The sequence below is a fragment of the Bradyrhizobium sp. USDA 223 genome, assembly GCF_044909005.1.
GTDB classification, from domain to species: Bacteria; Pseudomonadota; Alphaproteobacteria; order Rhizobiales; family Xanthobacteraceae; genus Bradyrhizobium; species Bradyrhizobium yuanmingense.
On sequence record NZ_JBIYDR010000001.1, the window covers coordinates 3,375,490 to 3,395,369 of the forward strand.

Annotated in this window: 19 protein-coding genes; 4 read left to right on the top strand and 15 right to left on the bottom strand. The window is 63.6% G+C overall.

The features are described 5' to 3' along the window. Positions 1-8: 8 nt before the first annotated feature. The 10 genes from ABIA40_RS15620 to ABIA40_RS15665 form a co-directional block, all read right to left on the bottom strand. Complete coding sequence (locus ABIA40_RS15620; RefSeq protein WP_404541884.1) at positions 9-680, bottom strand: ABC transporter ATP-binding protein; 672 nt, start codon at positions 678-680, stop codon at positions 9-11. After that, the gene (locus ABIA40_RS15625) at positions 677-1,420 is read right to left on the bottom strand and encodes an ABC transporter ATP-binding protein (protein ID WP_128262344.1); all 744 of its coding nucleotides are present in this window, start codon (positions 1,418-1,420) and stop codon (positions 677-679) included. The genes ABIA40_RS15620 and ABIA40_RS15625 overlap by 4 nt, the downstream gene beginning before the upstream one ends. Next, positions 1,420-2,376 (bottom strand): branched-chain amino acid ABC transporter permease, encoded by a 957-nt coding sequence (locus tag ABIA40_RS15630; RefSeq protein ID WP_225131369.1) that lies wholly within the window; start codon positions 2,374-2,376, stop codon positions 1,420-1,422. The genes ABIA40_RS15625 and ABIA40_RS15630 overlap by 1 nt, the downstream gene beginning before the upstream one ends. Then, the gene (locus tag ABIA40_RS15635) at positions 2,376-3,275 is read right to left on the bottom strand and encodes a branched-chain amino acid ABC transporter permease (RefSeq protein ID WP_036013410.1); all 900 of its coding nucleotides are present in this window, start codon (positions 3,273-3,275) and stop codon (positions 2,376-2,378) included. The genes ABIA40_RS15630 and ABIA40_RS15635 overlap by 1 nt, the downstream gene beginning before the upstream one ends. Before the next feature lie 71 nt (positions 3,276-3,346). Beyond that, positions 3,347-4,792: an ABC transporter substrate-binding protein gene (locus ABIA40_RS15640; protein ID WP_404541887.1), complete on the bottom strand. Its 1,446-nt coding sequence runs from the start codon at positions 4,790-4,792 to the stop codon at positions 3,347-3,349. Between the two features lie 185 nt (positions 4,793-4,977). Beyond that, a complete protein-coding gene (locus ABIA40_RS15645; protein ID WP_404541889.1) occupies positions 4,978-5,598 on the bottom strand; it encodes a hypothetical protein in 621 nt (206 codons plus the stop codon). Positions 5,599-5,696: 98 nt separating this feature from the next. Further along, entirely contained in the window at positions 5,697-6,134 is a 438-nt protein-coding gene (locus tag ABIA40_RS15650; protein WP_404541891.1) for an acyl-CoA thioesterase, read from the bottom strand. After that, a complete protein-coding gene (locus tag ABIA40_RS15655; RefSeq protein ID WP_404541894.1) occupies positions 6,134-7,042 on the bottom strand; it encodes a fumarylacetoacetate hydrolase family protein in 909 nt (302 codons plus the stop codon). The genes ABIA40_RS15650 and ABIA40_RS15655 overlap by 1 nt, the downstream gene beginning before the upstream one ends. Positions 7,043-7,087: 45 nt before the next feature. Continuing rightward, complete coding sequence (locus ABIA40_RS15660) at positions 7,088-8,194, bottom strand: cupin domain-containing protein (protein ID WP_404541897.1); 1,107 nt, start codon at positions 8,192-8,194, stop codon at positions 7,088-7,090. A gap of 271 nt (positions 8,195-8,465) precedes the next feature. Further along, on the bottom strand, positions 8,466-9,482 hold the full coding sequence (locus ABIA40_RS15665) for a carbon-nitrogen hydrolase family protein (RefSeq protein WP_271540765.1): 1,017 nt from the start codon (positions 9,480-9,482) through the stop codon (positions 8,466-8,468). Positions 9,483-9,609: 127 nt separating this feature from the next. On the opposite strand from ABIA40_RS15665, the gene ABIA40_RS15670 reads away from it, so the two are divergent. The 4 genes from ABIA40_RS15670 to ABIA40_RS15685 all read left to right on the top strand — a co-directional run bounded on the left by ABIA40_RS15670 (position 9,610) and on the right by ABIA40_RS15685 (position 14,464). After that, entirely contained in the window at positions 9,610-11,769 is a 2,160-nt protein-coding gene (locus ABIA40_RS15670; protein WP_404541900.1) for a thiamine pyrophosphate-dependent enzyme, read from the top strand. After that, positions 11,766-13,331 carry an indolepyruvate oxidoreductase subunit beta family protein gene (locus tag ABIA40_RS15675; RefSeq protein WP_404541902.1) on the top strand — a complete coding sequence of 522 codons (1,566 nt, stop codon included), beginning with the start codon at positions 11,766-11,768 and terminating at the stop codon, positions 13,329-13,331. Before ABIA40_RS15670 ends, ABIA40_RS15675 begins: the two co-directional genes overlap by 4 nt. Before the next feature lie 156 nt (positions 13,332-13,487). Then, positions 13,488-13,982 (top strand): MarR family winged helix-turn-helix transcriptional regulator, encoded by a 495-nt coding sequence (locus ABIA40_RS15680; protein ID WP_404541905.1) that lies wholly within the window; start codon positions 13,488-13,490, stop codon positions 13,980-13,982. Beyond that, on the top strand, positions 13,982-14,464 hold the full coding sequence (locus ABIA40_RS15685; protein WP_036013385.1) for a MarR family winged helix-turn-helix transcriptional regulator: 483 nt from the start codon (positions 13,982-13,984) through the stop codon (positions 14,462-14,464). The genes ABIA40_RS15680 and ABIA40_RS15685 overlap by 1 nt, the downstream gene beginning before the upstream one ends. A 10-nt stretch (positions 14,465-14,474) precedes the next feature. Here ABIA40_RS15685 and ABIA40_RS15690 read toward each other — a convergent pair whose 3' ends face one another. From ABIA40_RS15690 to ABIA40_RS15710, 5 genes are read right to left on the bottom strand one after another with little or no spacing between them, the layout of a single operon-like run. After that, positions 14,475-15,203, bottom strand: a complete 729-nt coding sequence (locus tag ABIA40_RS15690; RefSeq protein WP_271540769.1) for an SDR family NAD(P)-dependent oxidoreductase — start codon at positions 15,201-15,203, stop codon at positions 14,475-14,477. A gap of 32 nt (positions 15,204-15,235) precedes the next feature. Continuing rightward, complete coding sequence (locus ABIA40_RS15695) at positions 15,236-16,852, bottom strand: ATP-dependent acyl-CoA ligase (RefSeq protein WP_271540770.1); 1,617 nt, start codon at positions 16,850-16,852, stop codon at positions 15,236-15,238. Positions 16,853-16,859: 7 nt separating this feature from the next. Then, positions 16,860-17,336 carry an aromatic-ring-hydroxylating dioxygenase subunit beta gene (locus tag ABIA40_RS15700; protein WP_404541907.1) on the bottom strand — a complete coding sequence of 159 codons (477 nt, stop codon included), beginning with the start codon at positions 17,334-17,336 and terminating at the stop codon, positions 16,860-16,862. Further along, the gene (locus ABIA40_RS15705; protein WP_404541908.1) at positions 17,333-18,673 is read right to left on the bottom strand and encodes a Rieske 2Fe-2S domain-containing protein; all 1,341 of its coding nucleotides are present in this window, start codon (positions 18,671-18,673) and stop codon (positions 17,333-17,335) included. The genes ABIA40_RS15700 and ABIA40_RS15705 overlap by 4 nt, the downstream gene beginning before the upstream one ends. Before the next feature lie 17 nt (positions 18,674-18,690). Further along, a complete protein-coding gene (locus ABIA40_RS15710; protein WP_404541912.1) occupies positions 18,691-19,641 on the bottom strand; it encodes a PDR/VanB family oxidoreductase in 951 nt (316 codons plus the stop codon). Between the last annotated feature and the right edge of the window lie 239 nt (positions 19,642-19,880).

The window sequence follows — 19,880 nt, forward strand, 5'->3', positions numbered from 1 at the left end:
GGCGAGCGCTACGCAAGGAACCGGCTTTCGATTTCGCCGCGCTCGATCGTCAGCGTCACGTCGGCGAAAGTCTCGAGCAGCTTTGGGTTCGACTCGGTGATCAGCAGGGTAATGTCCCGGTCCTGCGAACGAAGCCGACGCAGCGCTTCGGCGTACCTCTGCGCCAGCACAGGGGCGAGTCCCTGGAACGGCTCGTCCAGAATGACGAGGCGGGTGCCTAGCATCAGGGCGCGCCCGAGGGCGACCATCTTGCCTTGGCCGCCCGAGACGGAGCCCGCCGGGCGACTCGCAAGTTCCTTGAGTTCCGGCAGGACGGAGTAGGTTCGCTCCAGCCGCCGGCGCGCCTCGTCCGCGCCAAGTTTAGCGACGCGACCGGGCAGAAGAATGTTTTCTTCCACCGTAAAGGCCGAGAAGAGACGACGGTCCTCGGGGGCGTAGCCGATGCCTAAGAAGGGCCGGCGATGCGGAGGAACATGCCCCAGGTCCTGACCGCCCAGGCGCACGATGCCGCTCGCCTTCGTGAAGCCCATGATGGTCCGTACCGTCGTGGTCTTGCCGGCGCCGTTTCGCCCGATGAGCGCGGCGGTCGCGCCCGGCGGCAGCGAGAAGCTGACGCTGCGCAGCACCGGCGCATCGGCGATCGCGACGTTGACGTTCTCGAAGTCCAGCATCGCCGTCATATGCCGATCACCTGTTCGCGGACCTTGGGATCGGCCAGAACCTCCGCGGGCGTGCCGACCTTTTGGATCTTCCCGACGTTCCACACCGCGACTCGGTGGGCATAGCGCTCCACCATGTCCATGTCGTGCTCGACGAAGACCGAGGTCACCTTCTCCTTGGCGAGCGCGGACGTCAGGATGTCCATGATCTCCAGCTTTTCGGCGGAGGCGACGCCCGAGGTGGGCTCGTCCATCAGCAGCAGTCTGGGCTTTAGCGCCAGCGCCAGAGCGATGTCGACCAGCTTGCGTTGTCCCTCGGGGAGCTCCCTCGCCTTGCGAGACGCGTACGACTTGACGCCGACGAGATCCAGAAGGCGTTCCATTTCAGGCAGCTCAGGCAGGGCGGAAAGAGCCGTGAAGCCGGAAGGGCTTCCCAGCCGCGAGGCCGCGGCGATCAGCATGTTCTCCATCACAGTCTGATCAAGAAAGAGCTGCGGTATCTGAAAGGCCCGCGCGATGCCGAGCTTGGTGATCGTGCGCGGGAGCTGCGCGGTGATTTCCTGGCCAAGGAAGGTGATGGTTCCGGCCTGCGGCCGCAGATAACCCGTCGAGATGTTGAGGAAGGTGGTCTTTCCGGCGCCATTCGGTCCGATGATCGCGAGGTTCTCGCCTTGGAGCACATCCAGATCGATACCGTCGGCGGCGACGACACCACCGAACCGGATCTTGATGCCCTTCGCGGAAAGGAGGACGTTGGCCATCAATGTCCTCCCTGCTTCGCCTGGCCGTAGCGCTGCCTGAGACCGATCAGTCCGTTAGGCGCATAGAGAATGATGACGATCAAGACCGCGCCGAGGATCAGCTGCCAGGTGTCGGCCAGGTGGGCCGCCGCATAGAAGCGCACGCACTCGAACATCGCCGCGCCGGCGAACGCTCCGAAGGCGTGGGCGCTGCCGCCGAGGATCGCGATGAAGACGAACTCGCCCGACTTCGTCCAGAACCCGAACTCGGGCGTGGCGATCTGCTGGATGATCGCCACCAGCGTGCCGCCGATGCCGCCGAGAAAAGCCGAGATTACGTAACCTATCAGAAGCACGCGCCGTGCGGACGTCCCGAGATACTCGAGCCGGGTCTCGTTCGATTTGACGGCACGCAGCATGTGTCCGAGCGGGCTATCGAGATAGCGTTGCACGCCGTAGAAGGCGACGACCGCGATCAAGAGGCTCACGTAAAGAATGACGTACTGGAAGGTTTCGGGCGTAAACGACAGCCCCAACAGGGCCGGACGAGGGACCCGGATGCCGTCGGCGCCGTTGGTGTAATGAAACATCTTCTCCAGCAGCGACCACAGCACCATCGAAAACGCCAGATTCAGCATTCCAAAAAAGATCTCCCGGTAGCGCACGACGAAGAGCCCGACGATGAGGCCGAAGACGGCGGAGGTTATGCCGCCCAGCGCGATGAAGAGCACGATGTCGCCGCCACCGACGTACTTGCCCCAGAACGCCGCGGTATATGCCCCGGTAGCGAAGAACATTGCATGTCCGAACGACACCTGTCCCGCCTGCAGCAGAAGAATGATACCGAGAACGACGATGCCCTTCGCTAGGATCAACGCGAACAAGGTTGCCCAGCTCGCTACAAAAAGGGGCGCGACGGCGCTGGCCAGAAAGAAGATAGTCGCGATCGTGGTGACCGGCTTGATGCGACCGCTCATCATATTTTCCTTACCTGCACGGCGCCGAACAGGCCGAACGGACGCACCAGAAGCACCAGCACCATCAGCAGATAGGGAACGAGAACTTCGAATTCCGGCTGGAGATAGATCACGAAGGCACGGGTCAGGCCGATCATCAGCGCGGTGAGCGCGGTGCCCTCGATCTGGCCGAGACCAGCGGTCGCAGCGACGGCAAAGGAAAGCACGATCATATCGGCGCCCATACCGGGGACCAGCGAGGTGGTCGGCGAGGCCAGCGCTCCTCCCAACGCGGCCAGACTCGCTCCGATGACGAAAGTGACGAAATATACGCGTTTTGCGTCAATCCCAATGGCCGTCGAAGCTTCGCGGTCCTCCGTGACCGCAAGGATCACCGCTCCCGACAGGGTCCTGCGCAGGAAGTAGCGGAGCCCGAACAGCGTCGCCAATGCGACGCCGGGCAGCAGAATGACCTGGTATGACGTGTAGCTGACGCCGAACACGGCGATGTTGGGAAGTAGTCTCAACGGCTCCGCGGCGAAGATGGGCTGCACGCCCCAGATCAGACGCTGCAGGTTGTCCATGATCATGAAGGCGGCGAAAGTGATCAGAAGCTGGAGGACGTCCTCCTGTCCAGAGAGCGGTCGCAGCAGAAACCGTTCGATGAAACCGCCGCACACGACGCCGATCACGATGGAGGCGGCCAGCAGCGCGGGATAGGTGAGCCAAGGCGAGATCGGCGCGATTGCAAGGCTGAACGTCGCAGCCAGGTAGGCGCCGAACGCGTACAGCGAACCGTGCGCGACGTTGACCACGCGCAGCACGCCGAAAATCAGGCTGAGCCCGACAGAGACCAAGAACACCAGTGCGGCGTAGCTGATCCCATCGAGGATCGCCAAGATAGCAAGTGTCGAGTTCATGATGGCCTTCGAAAAAGGTCCGTCCTCCGGGACGCGGCTCGGAGGACGGGGATCAAAAGTCGAGCGTGCCGTTACTGAGCTTTGAAGGTCGGCACGTCCATCTTGACGAAGTCCGGCTTGAGCGTCTTGAGCCACTCAACCGACCGTACGCCCGCCGGGTTGGTGATCATCTTCGGATCGAAGATCATCATGTTGTCGAGCAGCTTGAAGTCGTACCCCGGAACGGACTTGGTGACGCCGACCAGCTGAGCTTCGAGACCCTGGTTGTCCTCGGGCCGCAGCGTAATCGGACGGCCGAAGCCGGTGGCGAACTCAATACCCGCCGTCGCGTCGACGACCTGTTCGCGCGTGGGCCAGTTGCCGCCGTTGGACTTGATCGCCTTGTCGTAGGCGGTCTGCAGAGCCTTGAATGCCTGCGCCATGTGATAGACCGGATAGATCGGCCATGCACCGGTCTTCGCCTTGAAGGCTTCATTAAACGCCTTGAAGGCCGCGTCGTTCTTCTTCTCGGGATGCAGGAACCAGTGGTCTCCGCGCGCGCCGACGATCAGGCCTTCGGGCAAGTCCTTGCCCAACCGCTGGATCGATGATTCGCCGATCCCGAGCACGAAGGTCGACTGCTGCAACAGGCCGCGTTGACCGGCCTGGCGGACCAGCGTGTCGAGATCTCCGCCCCAAGACGTGGTCAGAACCACATCCGGCCGCAGCGCCAACAGACGGGAGACTTCAGTGGAGTAGTCCGGTGCGCCGAACTTCGGGAAGAGCTCCGCGACGACTTGCACGTCCGGCTTCATCGCCTTAAGCGCGGTCGAAAAGATCTCCCAGCTCTCCCGACCCCATGCATAATCCTGATTGACCACCGCGATCGTCTTAAAATCGGGCTTGGTCTTGAGCAGGTAAAGGAGCACGGCCAGCATTTCCGGCGTGCCGTTCGCCTGAGTCCGGAAATTGTACCGGTACTTCTTGGTTTCGAGGATGGAGGCCGCACCGCAGTCCCACATGAAATTCATGACTTTGAGGTCTTCGGCGACGGGCACCAACTGGGTGCAGCTGCCCGACGAGATCGAAGCAAACGTGGCATCGACCTTTTCGTCCTGCACAACGCGTCGGTAGTTCGAGACGAGCGCTTCGCCTCCCGCGCCTTCGTCGATGAAGGAGAGCTTGACCGGCACGCCGCCGATGCCGCCCTTCTTGTTGAGGTCCTCCGCGATCATCTCCGCCGCGGCCTTCGCCGGCACACCAAAGACTGACGCGGGGCCCGACAGGAACGTCGTGATGCCGATTTTGAGCTCCGACGGCTTGTTCTGCGCAAGCGAGGTGCCCGTAAAGGCCGCAACTACAAGCCCGGCCGCAACCGCAGCCTTGAGAAACTGCATTGAAAATCCTCCCTGTTTTATTGTTGCGCCCGGTTTCAGCCGCCGTGCGCTTCTTCTTGCAACAACGCTACTATAATTGTCGCGTGTTGCCAGCCCTCTTATGCCATTCGCGAGCGAACCCGGTTCGATGCCCTCGCCCATATTGTCGGCTGCGCATCGATTGGAACGGCCCCAAATGGTCGATGCCTCCAATTCCAGCGCGCGAAAAAACAAACACCGACCGCGCTATGCGCTTTGGGCCCATCGCGACATACTGCGCCGCCGCACGAACTCGGTCGCTATAGGAGCAAAGCAGACGTTGCTTTTGACCGCATCACGCCGCCGGGTTATGGGTACACGGCCGAGGACCTCGCCGCCACCACCCTGGTCAGCATCGGAAAATGCTTGTTGCCGCCTGCGAATGGCGGGAATTTCACGAAGTCGGCACGCATGTGCTTGATCACGTCGGAGCCGAGTGCGTGCGCGAGGGCTTGCGGGCTGTCGAACACCAGCTTGTTGCGTTGCATGTGCTCGACGCGCCGCGACGGTAGCCGGTCGACCCAGTCGATGCGGGTGTAGATCTCGATTTGGCGAACGTTCGGGAAGGTCCGCATGATCGACGGGTGGTGCTCCAGATAATGCAGGTTCCAGGCGTTCATATCCTCGGCCGGGCCGGGATAGTGCACGAGGTAACTGCACGGGGTCGTCGTTCCCGCCGGATGCTCTGCGACATCGACCGGAAACGGGCGCGTCAGCATCACCTGGTGTGCGACATGGAGTCCGGCGAGGCCGGATAGCCCGGCCCCTGTCGCGAGGCTGGCGAGGACGCCGCCGCGGTCCATTGCCGCCTCGCAGGCAAACAGGTCGGGAAACCGGAGTTGCAGCGCAAAGGCGGGGCCGGCGCCGTCGGCCTTGTAAGGATGGTCGACCGACTGTTCGAGCGGCGCGAACAGCAGGGCCTCGGTCATGCCTGGGATCGATCCGACGCGCTCCGCCACAGAGGTAACCTCATCGGGACGAACTCGCCGTTCGCCCGTGGAATCGGAGAATGTCATGAACAGCGAGATCACGCGGGCGTTGCCTCGGTCCCCTCGCCCACACTCACATGCGCCATCAGTGCGAGGCGAATGTCATCGGGCCATGGGATCGCATGATGATCGATCAGCGAGGTCGCAGCAAGGATCTGGCGCGCGCGCCAGCGCGGGCCATTCGCGCCGGAAATGACATGCTCGAGATGGAGAGATGACCCACCGACCCTGATGATGCGCAGGTTGAATGTCAGGAGATCGCCGAACATCGACGGCCGGGAGAAATCGCAATCAAGGTGCACCGTGGGCGTTCCGATCTTCCGGACTGTGATCAGCTCCGGCCATGGAAAGCCGATCCGCGCCCAGAAATCTTCGACGACGCCATTGAGAATGTTCAGATAGGACGGGAAGTACGCGATCCCCGAGGGATCGCAGTCTCCGAACCTGAGCACGCGATCGAACGAAAAACTCGTCATCAGATCGCAACAACGGGGTGGCGGATGACGCCGACGCCGTCGACGCCGGCCTCGACCACGTCGCCCGGCCAAAGCCATTCCTGCGGGCTCATGCCGGCGCCGACGCCTTCAGGCGTACCCGTGGCGATGATGTCGCCCGGCTCGAGCGTCATGCCCGACGAAATGTCCGCTATCAGCACCGGAATGTCGAAGATCATGTATTTGGTGTTGGAGTCCTGCTTCATGACCCCGTTCTTGGTCAGCCACAGCCGCAGATCGTGTGGATCAGGAATTTCGTCCGCGGTCACGATGCACGGGCCGAACGGCGCATAAGTGTCCATGCCCTTGGAGAAAATCCACTGTCCGGCGCGGCGATTGTCGCGCGCGGAAATGTCGATCATCACCGAATAACCGAAGACGTGGTCCATCGCCCTGTCGGTCGTGATGCGCGTTGCGGTCTTGCCGATGATGACGGCGAGCTCGACTTCCCAGTCGAGCTGCTGCGTCATCTTCGCATTGTGCTGGATCGCCGCGCCCGGGCCGATCACGGAGGTCGGCGGCTTGGAGAAGACGACCGGCTGCTTCGGCAGGTCCTTGTCCGTATCCAGGCTCTTGGCGGATTCCGCCACATGCGCCCGGTAGTTCAGCCCGATGCCGAAGATGTTTTTCCGCGGCCGCGGGATCGGCGCCTGCAGCTTGACATCCTCGACCGCGACCGCCGAGCCGGCCGGGAAGCGGCCGTTGGCGTCCGCCAGTGCATCCCTGAGCGCTGGCAGCAGGGTCACGCTGTTGTCGATGAACGACAGCATGTCACCCGGCCATGTCACGCCGCTGGACGCACCAAGGTGCTCGACATCGACGACCAGTCCATTGACCAGGGCTCCAAGACGGGCACCGCTGGAGCCCAAGGTGTAGGTGACGAGACGCATGAAAGCTTCTATCCGGCTGTTCTGGTTGAATTCTGCAAGGGCATGTCAGGCCGCAACCGACTGGTAACCGCCATTGTCGCCATAGGCCTCTTCCCGATAGAGCCCGAGGCCTTCGATGACGGGCAGGTCGTTGAAGCAGAACAGGCAGGCATCCTCGCTCGCTGAGGCATTGCCGTGCTCGTGCCAGGCCCAGGACGGAACGCAGAAGATGTCGCGCTCCTCCCATTCGAGCCGCTTGCCGCCGATGATCGAATAGCCGCGCCCCTTGGCGACCTGGTAGATGAAGCTGCCGGTGTGCCGATGCGACTTGGTCTTCTCGCCGGGGCGCAGCAGCTGCATGCTGGCACCGATCGTCTGCATCACGTGCCCGCCGGTGACCGGGTTGACGTAGTTCATGAGGATGCCGTCATAGGGCGAGCCATCGGTCGCGACCGCATATTTCTGCAAGGACTCATAGGTCGGCTCCCACTCATATTTGAACATCGGCGAATAACCCTTCGACCAGCGCGAGTCCGCCGGCCGCAGACCGGGATTGCCCCAGGTCCGGGTCATGTCGTCCACGGGATAGCCGGACGGCTCCTGCTGGATGTTCGGATGCACGACGAAGAAATTGGCTTCCAGCGCGTTGACGAGAGGGATGTCCAAGCCGTCCTGCCAGATGCAGACCGAGCCGTTGCCTTCGACGCCATGCTCGTGCCAGGTGCCGTTCGGCGTCAGCACGAAATCCCGCGCGCCCAGCGTCATCTTGTGACCGTCGACGATGGTATAGGCGCCCGCGCCCTCCATGATGAAGCGTAGCGCCGAGGCAGAGTGGGCATGGGCCGTGGCGACCTCGCCGGGATGCATCACCTGCAATCCGGAATAGAGCCAGCCGACCGCGGCCGACACGTCGCGCCGCCCGGGATTGTTGAGATAGATCACCCGCCGGCCGGCTTTCTCGGGCGAGACCAGCTCGACCGAGCGCAGCACGTGCTCGCGCAGATCCTTGTAGCGCCAGAGCACGGGAACCGAGGCCGATTGCGGCGCCCACGGCTCGATCTTGTTGGCGACCGTCCAGAGCGCTCCGGCTTCGTACCTTTCGAGATCCTTGTAATAGGCCTCGAGCTCGGGGGTGTCCTCGACATTGGCCCGGCCGATCACGTTCTCGCGCATCCTATCCTCCAAGTCCTGTGTCGTGGCGTCGCCTAGCGCATGATGAATCTGGGTCGAGTTGATCGGGCCGCGGGAGTGCTTCGCCTCTCCCGCTTGCGGGAGAGGCCGACGCGCTCGCAGAGCGCGGCGGGTGAGGGCTCTCGCCGCGCAGGGGCATCCTCCGCAATGCTCGACAACCCCGACGCGGAGACACCCTCTCCCCAACCCTCCCCCGCAAGCGGGGGAGGGAGCGCACCTTCTTTGCGGTTGGCAGCCGGGCCCAATCTCATCATCATTCCGATCTCAGCGGGATCGGCACAAAACCCTGCTCCGCGGCATCGCCCTCGCTGTCCGCGAGGCCCAGCGGCGTCAGGGGACGCCGGTTGACCCGCAGATCGAAAATGTCGAACCGGTTATAGTGCCCGACGATGTCGTGCATCTGCTTCGGCTGGATACAGCGCTCGAGGTCGATGTCGGCATAGACGATGCCTTCATCGTCGATCAGGGGATCGCCGACCACGCGCCCGTCCGGGCCGATGATGCCGGAGAATGCGCTCGACTTCCGTTGCAGACGTGCGCGTGCGTCGGGAACGACGGTCTCCATCGCCGCGATGATCTCCTCCGACACGGTCGAGCAGGAAACGATCGTGAAGATCTTACCCTCGAAGGAGTGGGCAATCGCGCGCAATTTGATCGCCTCCGCCATGTCATAGTCGGGGGGCGCGACCGGAAGCGAGATGTAGCTGGCGACGTGCACGAGCTCGCCCTGCCCGAGCAGCGCAAAGCGAGCCAGCGTGTTGGTGTTCTCGCCGCAGGCCAGGCCTCCGAGACGCCCGATCTCGGTATCATAGACGCGCAGGCTCGATCCGTCACCGCCGGTCCAGGTCAGCTTCTCTGCCCAGGTCGGCACCAGCTTGCGATGCTTGCCGAGTAAGGCGCCGTCAGGCCCGATGAATACCAGCGTATTGTAGATCGCGCCGAGCGAGACCGGGCTGCGCTCGTTCACGCCGAGCACGACGTGGCATCCCGTATCGCGCGCGGCCTTGCGGACGACGTCGACCTCCGGCCCCGGCACCAGCACCGACGCCTTGGCGAGCTTCTCAAACCATGCACTGCCGGTAACGGGATCGGTGATCCAGTTCCAATAGGGATAGCCGGGAACGAACACTTCGGGGAACGCGACGAGCTTCGCCCCATTGGCTGCGGCCTCACGGACCAGTGAAGCCGCCTTCTCCGCGGTCGCGCTCGCGTTGAGATAGACTGGTGAAGCCTGGACGGCGGCGGCTTTAAAGCGAGGCAGCTTCAGCATCAGCCCTACCCTGTCGCTGGCTCATCACCGCCTTGTCGGAGGGAGCATCCGCAAGCGTGATAGCATGGCGCGGCGTTGACTTACTTCACATGTAAACGTATGCTATCGCATATTTCTGGAGGGTGCAATGGCTGAACGGTCTTTTGCTCGCGAGGTCGAGGATCTCAGGCTCGGCGATGGCGACACGTTCCGCGGCGAAGGCATCCTCGCCATCACCAAGGCGCTGCTGCAATCGGGCGTCGCCTATGTCGGCGGCTACCAGGGCTCGCCGATCTCGCATCTGATGGACGTGCTGGCCGACGCCAAGGATGTGCTCGACGATCTCGGCGTCGTATTCCAGAGCTCGGCCAATGAAGCCGCCGCCGCGGCGATGCTGTCCGCATCGGTGATGTATCCCTTGCGCGGCGCGGTTGCGTGGAAGTCGACCGTCGGTACCAACGTCGCCTCCGACGCTCTTGCCAACCTCGCCTCGGGCGGTGTCACCGGCGGCACCATGATCATCGTCGGCGAGGACTATGGCGAAGGCTCCTCCATCATGCAGGAGCGTACCCACGCCTTCGCGATGAAGTCGCAGATGTGGCTGCTCGATCCCCGCCCCGAGCATGAATGCATCGTCAATCTGATCGAGAAGGGCTTCGAGCTCTCCGAGGTCTCCAACACGCCGGTCATGCTGGAGGTGCGCGTGCGCGCCTGCCACATGCACGGCAGCTTCGCCTGCAAGGACAATGTCAGGCCGGCGCACACCATCAGGGACGCGCTCAACAATCCCAAGCGTGACGTCAACCGCATCGTGCTGCCCCCGGCGGCCTATGAGCACGAGCAGGAGAAGATCAAGACGCGGATGCCCGCGGCTGTCGGATTCATTCGGGACAACAAGCTGAATGAATGGATGGGGCCGAAGCGGGGCAAGGTCGGCATCATCATGCAGGGCGGCATGTACAACAACGTGATCCGCGCGCTGCAATATCTCGGGCTGTCGGATGCCTATGGCAACACCCAGATTCCGCTCTACATCATGAACGTCACCTACCCCGTGATCGACACTGAGGTTGCGGAATTTTGCCTCGACAAGGACGCCGTGCTCATCGTCGAGGAAGGCCAGCCGGAATATCTGGAGCAGGCGATCAATACGGTCTTGCGCCGCAAAGACATCCAGGCGCGCGTTCACGGCAAGGACGTGCTGCCGATGGGCGGCGACTACACCGCGCAGGTGCTGCTCGGCGGCGTCAGGGAATTCCTGGAGAAGACCGAGCCGCGGCTGCTCGGCAACCGGCCGCCGGCGCCGGACGCAGCGCCCGTGCTCAATCACCCCGCGGTCGAGAAGCTCAAGCAGGTGGTGCCGGCGCGCCCGCCCGGGCTTTGCACCGGCTGTCCGGAACGGCCGATCTTCGCCGCCATGAAGCTGGTCGAGGAAGAGCTCGGCCAGCACCACGTCTCCGCGGACATCGGCTGCCATCTGTTCTCGATCCTGCCGCCGTTCAACATCGGCGCGACCACGATGGGCTTCGGCCTCGGCCCGGCCTCGACCTCGGCCTTCAACGTCAAGGCGGACAAGCGCTCGATCGCGGTGATGGGCGACGGCGGCTTCTGGCACAATGGACTGACCAGCGGCATCGGCAATGCCGTGTTCAACAAGCATGACGGCGTGTTCGTCATCGTCGACAATTACTACACCTCGGCGACGGGCGGTCAGGACATCCTGTCGTCACGCGCGGTCAACAAGCGCCGCAAGACCAACAATTCCATCGTGCAGGCGGTGAAGGGCATCGGCGGCCAGTGGGTGCGCCAGCTCGACCGCACCTACGACGTCGGTAAGATGCGTGACACGCTGAAGGAAGCGCTGACGACGAAAGAGGAAGGCCCGAAGGTCATCGTCGCCTCCTCCGAATGCATGCTGAACAAGCAGCGGCGCGTGAAGCCGCAGATCAACAAGGCGATCAAAGACGGGACGCGCATCGTCAAGGAGCGCTTTGGCGTCGACGAAGACGTCTGCACCGGCGACCATGCCTGCATCCGCCTCTCCGGCTGCCCGTCACTGTCGGTGAAGCAGCTCGACGACCCCCTGCGCGACGATCCGGTCGCGGCGATCGACAATTCCTGCGTCGGTTGCGGCAATTGCGGCGAAGTCGCCGAGGCCGCCGTGCTCTGCCCCTCGTTCTATCGAGCCGACGTCATCCATAATCCGACTCGCTGGGACATGTTCAAATCCAAGCTCGCCATGAGCGTGATCGGCTGGCTGCAGCGTCGGCGCGACCGCCGGCGGCCGGCGCTCGAGGCACTGGCATGAGGGACGAGACGGTCCGGCTGGCCCTCCCCGCCGCAGGCGAAGCGACCGAGCGGCCGATCTCGATCGCGATTGTCGCGATGGGCGGTCAGGGCGGCGGCGTCCTGACCGACTGGATCGTTCAGCTCGCCGAGAACCATGGCTGGGTCGCGCAGTCCACCTCGGTGCCCGGCGTCGCCCAGCGCACCGGCGCCACCATCTACTATATCGAGGCGATGCCGCCGCTCGACGGCCGCAAGCCGATCCTGTCGCTGATGCCGACCCCGGGCGACGTCGACGTGGTGATGGCGGCCGAATTCATGGAGGCCGGGCGATCGATCCTGCGTGGCCTCGTGACGCCGGATCGCACCACGCTGATCGCGTCCAACCACCGGTCGTTCGCGATCGGCGAGAAGATCGCCCCAGGCAACGGCATCGCCGACGGCGGCGCCGTGACCGGCGCCATCGGCATTGCGGCGAAGACCGAGATCATCTTCGATCTGAACGCGCTGGCGATCGCGCATGGCAGCGTCATCTCGGCCGCGATGTTCGGCGCGCTCGCAGGCGCAGGCGTGCTGCCGTTCAGCCGCGACAGCTATCTCGACGTCATCCGCACCGGCGGCAAAGGCGCGAAGGCCAGCGTCGAGACTTTCGAGGCCGCCTTCGAGCGGGTCAAGACCGGCCCGACCGAAGTTGCGGTGCCCGCGCCAACCAAACCGGCCGACGATACCCCCTCTTTGGCGACGCCCGATCCGCAGCTCGGTGAGCTTGTCGCAAGATTGAATCAGGAGTTGTCCGAGCCTGCACTCGGCATGGCTCGTGCAGGCTTGCGGAAGGTCATCGACTTCCAGGACATCGCCTATGGCGGCGAATATCTCGACATCCTCAAGAGGTTGCACGCAGCCGACCGAAACGCCGGCGGTGGCGCACATGCCTATGCCTTCACGGAAACCGCGGCAAAGTACCTCGCCAACGCCATGACCTATGACGACGTCATCCGCGTCGCCGACCTCAAGACGCGCGCCGGCCGCCGCGCGCGCATCGAGAGCGAGCTCGAGATGTCGAACGGACAGGTGCTCCAGACCACCGAGTTCATGCATCCCCGCATGGAGGAAGTGATGGGCATGCTGCCGGCAGGCTTCGGCCGCTGGCTCGGCGCGCGGCCGCGCCTGCTCGGCTGGCTCGATCGCCGCGTCAACCGGGGACGCCGGGTGCGAACCTACTCGCTGCCCTGGTTCCTGGCCCTCTATGTCGTCGGCGGGATGCGCGGCCTGCGCCGCCGCTCGCTGCGTCACGCCGTCGAGACGGCGCATCGGGATTCATGGCTCAAGGCCGCGACCGAGGCTGTCGGCACCAATTACCAGCTCGGTGTCGAGATCCTGCAATGCCGACGCCTCGTCAAAGGCTATTCAGACACTCACAGCCGGGGGCTGTCGAAATTCGACAGGACGCTCGCGGCGATCAAGCTGGTGGAGCGCCGCGAGGATGCCGCCGACTGGGCGCGCCGCCTGCGGGAGGCCGCGCTGAAGGACAGCGCAGGAACGGCGCTCGACGGCGTGATCCAGACCATCAAGACTTTCGCATGATTCCACGGGCGCCGGACACAGGCTTGGATTGCCGTTCGCCCCGCAGGAGGTCAGGATCGGACGGCTTGACTACGATTCTCAGGTTGTTAATCGGAGCGAACGACCCGCGGTAATTCCCTTCACTCGACGAGACATTCTGTACTCGATGGTCATGCGATGCCGGCAGCACTCAAGGAGAACATTGTTCCCGTCCCTGGGCAGATCGAAACCCGGCTCTGGCTCCAATTGCTGTCGCTGCACGGTGAGCTGTTCGCCTCGCTCAATTCGATGCTGAGTTCGGAGTTCGGCCTGTCGCTGGCAAAATTCGACGTGCTGGCCCAGCTCGATCGTTACCAGGATGGCCTGGCGCTCGGGCAATTGTCGCAAAATCTGAAGGTGACCGGCGGCAATGTCTCGGGGCTGGTACAACGTCTTCTCGCCGACGACCTCATCAGCAGGGAGATGTCGAGCGAGGACCGGCGGTCCTTCATCGTGCGCCTGACGCCGAAAGGCGAAGCGCTGTTCCGGAAGGCGGCCGAAATCCACAAGAAGCATCTCGCCAAACGGCTCGAGAACGTCTCGGCCCGGGAGCTGGACGCCGCGTTGTCCGTGCTGAAATCGCTGTCCTCGAAACTTCACACCGAGAGCAAGAAGCAAAGTCGCAAGAGATAATGGCCAGAGAATCCAAGAGCAGATGGAAGTCGGGTCCGCCGAGGACGAGGGACCAGCTGCAAACCTACATTCCGTATCTGTTCAACCGGCTCGCCAATCGCTGGAACCTGGATCAGAACCGCGATTTGAGCGAGCACGGCATCAACAACGTCGTGTTCCGGACGCTGTCGGTGCTGTTCATCTACAAGACCCTTACCGTCAACGAGGTCGCCGTTCTCGCGGTGACCGAGCAGTCGACGGCGAGCCGCATGGTCGAGTCCATGGTGTCGTCGGGCCTCGTCAAGCGCGAGATCGCCGAGGAGGACCAGCGCCGCCGCGTCGTCGGCCTGACGCCGGAGGGCGAAGCGCTGCTGCGCAAGATCTGGCCGATCATGGCGAACAATTACGACAAGCTGGTCGCGGGCATCGAGCCCGACGACATCGAGGTCTGCGCACGGGTGCTGGCCAAGATGGTCGAGAATATCCGCCAGAACCAGATCTAGAGCGCGCGCGTCAAGGCCCGAGGCCGACGAGGCTGGTGCCGCCGCAGACATAGAGCACCTGGCCGGTGACGAAATCGGAGTGCTCGTCGAGGAAGAACGAGATTGCGTGTGCGACATCCTCGCGCGAGCCGAGCCGCCCGACCGGAACGTTGCGCGCCATCCGCTCCTGCTGCTCGGAGCCCTTCGGGATGATGCCCCAGAAATTATCGGTCAGGATCGGCCCCGGCGCGACGACATTCACGGTGATGCCGCTCGCGGCAAGCTCCAGCGCCCAGGTCCTTGCCATGCCGTGCACGCCGGCCTTGGTGGCCGAATAGGCCGAGCGCGTCACTGCCCCCATCGCGGCGCGCGAAGAGACGAACACGATGCGCCCGAAGCGGCGCGCACGCATCCCTTCCAGCGCCGCCTGGGTCAGGAGCATCGGCGCGCCCAGATGCAACTGCGCGAGCATCAATATGTCTTCCGGCTTGGCGTCGGGCAGCAGGTTCGGCAGGATGACCCCGGCATTGTGGACCAGGCTGTCGACGGCGTGATCGCGGCAGATCTCCTGCGCGATCGCACGCGTCTGTTCGATATCGGTGAGGTCGGCGCGATAGGCCGCGAGCAGATCATGGGTCCAGCCGGGCTGCTCCAGCCCGATCGAGACCACGCGCTGCCCGCGCGCGACGAGCTTCTTCGCCAGGGCCTCGCCGATCCCCGAATTGCCGCCGGTGATGAGGGTGGTGCGGATCTCGCTCATGATCAGACCCTTCTTTGATCAGACCTTCTTGATCAGACTTGCCGCTTCTTGAGGTCGCGCAGGTCGAAGAACGCGCCTTCGCGCATCAGCTTCCCGACAAAATCCTTCAACCCGCCGCGCTGGATCTTCTCGGTCGCGGTCAACGGCAGGCTGTCGGCGAAGCAGATCCAGCCCGGCGCCTTGTAATAGGCCATCTGCTCAAGGCTCCAGCGCACGATCTCTTCGGCGAGCGCGCGGTCCGCGCCGGCCTTCTCAGCGATGATGACCGCCGCAACCTCGTCGCCGCGCACCTGATCCGGCGTCGCCGCAACCGCGGCCTGCCGGATCGCGGGATGGCGGTTGAGAACGGATTCGACCTCGACCGCGGCGATGTTCTCGCCGGAGCGACGGATCACGTTTTTCTTGCGATCGACGAAGTGCAGGTCGCCGTCCGCATCGCGCGACACGATATCGCCAGTGTGCAGCCAGCCGCCGGCCCACGCCTCGATGGTGGCAGCCTCGTTCTTGAGATATTCGCGGAAGAAGCCGTAGCGCGGATCAGCGCCGGCGCGCCGCACCAACAGCTCGCCGGGCACATCGAGCGGGGCATCATTGCCGCCGTCATCGACGATCCGAACCTCGATCTCGGGGGCCGGGCGACCAAAACAGCTGGTGCCGATCTTGCGCGGCTCGACATTGGCGGCGATGACGCCGCCGCTGCCGGTCTCGGTCATCGCCCAGGCCTCCAGCAGCGGGAAGCCGAAGCGCTGCTCGAACGTGGCATGCAGCAGCTTGTCGACGCCGGCGCCGAAGCCGAAGCGCACGCTGTGCGCGCGGTCCAGCTCCGATGGCGGCGCACTCATCAGCATCGAGGGCATCACGCCGAGATAATGCAGGCAGGTGGCACGGCTGTCGCGCACCGAGGCCCACCAGCTGCGCGGGTGGAAGCGATCGAGCATGGTCAGGCAGCCGCCGACCGACAGCATCGCCATCAGAGACACCGCCATCGCGTTCATGTGGAACAGCGGCAGCGGCGTGATCATACGCTCGCCGTCTGGCTTGAGGTCGATCAGCCCGCCGACGTCGCGATACCAGTTTCCGCAATGCAGGAAATAGGTGTTGGTGAGGACGCAGCCCTTGGGCTGGCCCGTCGTCCCCGACGTATAGAGCAGCGCGCATTCGCTTCCCTCGCTTGCCGAGGTCGAGGGCCGCGCACCGCCGAAGGGCGCGGGAACGTCGTCCTGATCGTCCACGACAGGGATCGGCCGGCCGGCCTGACGCGCGGCCAGCGCCACCTCCTCGCGCCGTTCGGTGAGGACGAACGCGGCATTCATCTCGGAATGCCCGATGATGTATTCGAGCTCGCTGAGACGGAGGTCCGGATTGATCGGCACCACCGAGACGCCGAGCGCATTGAGCGCGAACCACAGCTCGATGAAGACGGGCCTGTTCTGGAGCAGCAGCCCGACCCGGTGGCCTTCGCCGTAGCCGCGGCTCGCAAACGCTACGCGACGGCGCTCGACCCGGTCGAGCATCGCGCGGTAGGAAATCTCGCCCGCCGCAATGCCGTAGATGCCTGCGGTCTCCGGCAGCACGTTGAGGAAGCCCGCCTCGCCACGGCGGAGCGCGGTCTCTTGAAAACGGGCATGGACAGTGGTCGCCGCGGTCAAGGCAGTCTCACATGAAAAGCTGGATGTTGCCGAACGGCGCATCGAAATTGACGAGATCGACCCGCTTGAGCTTGATCTTCAGGGCATCGCCGACCTGCACGAGCTCGTGCGAGGCCCATCCCGAATAGCGTTCCAGCATATCGCCGCGCGTCTCGGTGTAGATGTAGGAAGTCCGTGCCTTGAACAATCCGGCAGCAGGATCGCAGGCGACGATCCGCGGTGCCTGGAGCAGATGATGGCAACGGCTCTTCGGCTTCTGGCTGAAGGTGCGCTCGCCGGCGAGCCGCTCGACCCGCACCTTCAGGAGCAAAAGATCCTCATACATCAGTGACGGCTGCAGCACCGGATCCTGCTGCTGCCATTCCAGCGGCATCCAGTAACGCCCTTCGGGGTGAAACAGATCGAGCCAGGCCTGCCACTCCATCGTGTCGAGCAGCTCGGCCTCGCGATAGATGAAGTCCGTGATGGTCTTCTCGCCGATCATTCCGCAGCCTCGATGCGCTCGCCCATGCCCATGGTGATGAATTTCGCCCAGGCGTGAAACTGGTTCCGCATCTGCCGCTCGGACGTGCCGTTGATCACCGCCGTGACGTTCTGCTCTTCGTGGCCGTCGTAGAGCCGCCGCAGATTGACCCATTGATTGCCGTTGGACTTCAGTCCTTCCTGCGCCCGCTCATACATCTCGAGGTCGTCGTGGCCGACGATCGAGGTCGGCGCGTTGATGAAGCGGTTGTACATCAACGCGCGCTCGTAAAGCTTGTCGGGGGCGCCGACCAGGCGATAGACCCAGCTCTCGACCAGCGTCTTGTCGACCGCGATCGGGATGAAATTCCGCAGGATCTGGACAGCGCCCTTCACCATGATGTTCGGGAAGTAGACGGTGTTGTGCCTGACCTCGCCAAGGATCTCATGCGCGCGCTGCTCGCCATAGGCCGCGACCATCTGGTCGAGATAGCCCGGGATATCAGAGTAGTTCGAATGGATGGAGTTGGCGACGCCGGTGTGGCCGTGGCCGTTCGGCCAGATCCGGATGCCGCTCTGCTCGTAGAACTCGTACGGGCTCATGAAGGGGCCGTAGAGCTGCACCGCCATCGGCGTTTCCGTGGAATCGCCCTGCTCGCGCTTCCAGACCTTGACCGCGGTGCCGGCCGAGCTCTCATGCGCCACCATCGGATGGCAAGTGTCGGTCTGGTTCTCGACCAGCATCTTCCAATTGCACGTGTGCATGTAGCGGATCGGCGTCGCCTGGACCGCGAGCTTGCCCTCCGGCGAGCGGTCGATCATGTTGTCAATGGTCGAAAGACTTTCGCCGAAATAATCCTCAAAGGAGACGCCGTCATCGCTCAAGCGAGCGAAGATGAAATCGCGGTAAATGACGACGTTCCTGACCTTCGACAACCCTTCATTGGCCTGGGTGTCGCCGAAGCCGGTGCCCTCGTAGCCCTTCTTCAGCGGGATCGCGAGCAGGGAGCCGTCAGTCTTGAAAGACCAGGCGTGATAAGGGCAGCGGAAGAACTTTCCGGTGTTGCCGCAGGGTTCGGACGCGATCTTCACGCCTTTGTGCGGGCAGCGATTGTAGAACACATGGATGGAGCCGTCGGTATGGCGGCTGGCCATGACCGGCTGTCGGCCGATATTGGCCGTGATGAAATCGCCGGGTTTTGCAAGTTGACTCGCGTGGCCGACATAGACCCAGCTGTTGGGAAACAGGTGCTCCATCTCGAGCTCGAAGATCTCGGGGGCGACATAGACGTCGCGATGCACCTCGGCCTCGCGCACCAGCGCCGCAATCGCGCGGGCATTCCCGCCGTATCTTTTCATGGCGTTCCTCGCCTCCCCTAGAGATCCAGCACCAGACGTTCCGACTTCGCACGTGACACGCAGATCTGCATGACCTTGTTGGACGCTCTCTCCTCGTCGCTGAGGATGACGTCGCGATGATCGGGGACTCCCGCGATCACGCCGCACTGGCAGATGCCGCAATCGCCGCGCCGGCAATCGTAGAGCACGTCGAAGCCGGCCGCCTCCAGTGCCTCGATGATGGTCTGCCCCGCCGCAACGCCGACGACCTGCCCGGTCGACTTGATCTCGACCTCGAACGGCCGGTCAGGCGACGACGGCTGCTCGGATTTGAAGAGCTCGTAGTGAACGCGGTCGGCTGACACACCCGCGGCGGCCGCAGCCGCCTTCACCGCCTCGATCATGCCCGAAGGGCCACAGACATAGACGTGGGCGTTTGCTGCGGCACCGCCGAGCGCCGCGGCAATGTCGAGGCGGGATTCATCGCTGTCGTAGTGGACAGACAGCCCTCCGGCGCAGATCTCCTGCAATTGCGGCAGGAACGCCAGCAATCCCTGCGTGCGCCCCGCATAGTGCAGGCGATATGAGCTTCCCCGCGCCGCCAGCTCCGCCGCCATCGACAGAACGGGCGTGATGCCGATGCCACCGGCGAACAGCAGCGCCGGCGCTGCTCCCTCGTGCAGGCGAAAATTGTTGACCGGCGCGCTCGCCTTCACGACGTCGCCGACCTTGAGCGCGTGCATGAACTGCGAGCCGCCGCTCGAGGCCTCCTCGCGCAGGACACCAAGCGCCAGCGCATCTTCAGGAAGTCCCGGCAACGCCATCAGCGAGTACGGCCGGTCTCCGCCATTCGGGAGCGCGACGCGGAGATGCGCGCCTGCCTGCCATTGCGGCACGACGCCGTCCTCCACACCAAACACAAGGCTCCGTATGAACGGCGTCTCCGCGACATACGACCTGACCTTGAGCTTGAGCGGATGCACGTCCATTCAGGCATCTCACGGATTATATGAATTTGCATATTTTTAGACATGTAATAATTCGCTTGTCAATCGTCAGCGTGGGGCAGGGACGAAAGCCGGCGATAATGCCGATCCGGCAATACTTCGAGACACCTGCCCATCTCGGCACGCAGCTCAGGAAGGCGGCAGGCGGCATACCGGACCCGACGAATGCAAGCTGGCCGACCTCATTTCAGAAATCAGAACTTACAGCCTGAGCAGCGCCC

Excerpts from the sequence above, each read along its gene's own strand:
- ABIA40_RS15700 (WP_404541907.1), bottom strand. The coding sequence starts at position 17,336 with ATGATCGGCGAGAAGACCATCACGGACTTCATCTATCGCGAGGCCGAG.
- ABIA40_RS15640 (WP_404541887.1), bottom strand. The coding sequence starts at position 4,792 with ATGGGCGAGGGCATCGAACCGGGTTCGCTCGCGAATGGCATAAGAGGG.
- ABIA40_RS15670 (WP_404541900.1), top strand. The coding sequence starts at position 9,610 with ATGGCTGAACGGTCTTTTGCTCGCGAGGTCGAGGATCTCAGGCTCGGC.
- ABIA40_RS15650 (WP_404541891.1), bottom strand. The coding sequence starts at position 6,134 with ATGACGAGTTTTTCGTTCGATCGCGTGCTCAGGTTCGGAGACTGCGAT.
- ABIA40_RS15635 (WP_036013410.1), bottom strand. The coding sequence starts at position 3,275 with ATGAACTCGACACTTGCTATCTTGGCGATCCTCGATGGGATCAGCTAC.
- ABIA40_RS15690 (WP_271540769.1), bottom strand. The coding sequence starts at position 15,203 with ATGAGCGAGATCCGCACCACCCTCATCACCGGCGGCAATTCGGGGATC.
- ABIA40_RS15665 (WP_271540765.1), bottom strand. The coding sequence starts at position 9,482 with ATGCTGAAGCTGCCTCGCTTTAAAGCCGCCGCCGTCCAGGCTTCACCA.
- ABIA40_RS15705 (WP_404541908.1), bottom strand. The coding sequence starts at position 18,673 with ATGAAAAGATACGGCGGGAATGCCCGCGCGATTGCGGCGCTGGTGCGC.
- ABIA40_RS15645 (WP_404541889.1), bottom strand. The coding sequence starts at position 5,598 with ATGACCGAGGCCCTGCTGTTCGCGCCGCTCGAACAGTCGGTCGACCAT.
- ABIA40_RS15630 (WP_225131369.1), bottom strand. The coding sequence starts at position 2,376 with ATGAGCGGTCGCATCAAGCCGGTCACCACGATCGCGACTATCTTCTTT.
- ABIA40_RS15710 (WP_404541912.1), bottom strand. The coding sequence starts at position 19,641 with ATGGACGTGCATCCGCTCAAGCTCAAGGTCAGGTCGTATGTCGCGGAG.
- ABIA40_RS15655 (WP_404541894.1), bottom strand. The coding sequence starts at position 7,042 with ATGCGTCTCGTCACCTACACCTTGGGCTCCAGCGGTGCCCGTCTTGGA.
- ABIA40_RS15625 (WP_128262344.1), bottom strand. The coding sequence starts at position 1,420 with ATGGCCAACGTCCTCCTTTCCGCGAAGGGCATCAAGATCCGGTTCGGT.
- ABIA40_RS15685 (WP_036013385.1), top strand. The coding sequence starts at position 13,982 with ATGGCCAGAGAATCCAAGAGCAGATGGAAGTCGGGTCCGCCGAGGACG.
- ABIA40_RS15620 (WP_404541884.1), bottom strand. The coding sequence starts at position 680 with ATGACGGCGATGCTGGACTTCGAGAACGTCAACGTCGCGATCGCCGAT.
- ABIA40_RS15660 (WP_404541897.1), bottom strand. The coding sequence starts at position 8,194 with ATGCGCGAGAACGTGATCGGCCGGGCCAATGTCGAGGACACCCCCGAG.
- ABIA40_RS15680 (WP_404541905.1), top strand. The coding sequence starts at position 13,488 with ATGCCGGCAGCACTCAAGGAGAACATTGTTCCCGTCCCTGGGCAGATC.
- ABIA40_RS15675 (WP_404541902.1), top strand. The coding sequence starts at position 11,766 with ATGAGGGACGAGACGGTCCGGCTGGCCCTCCCCGCCGCAGGCGAAGCG.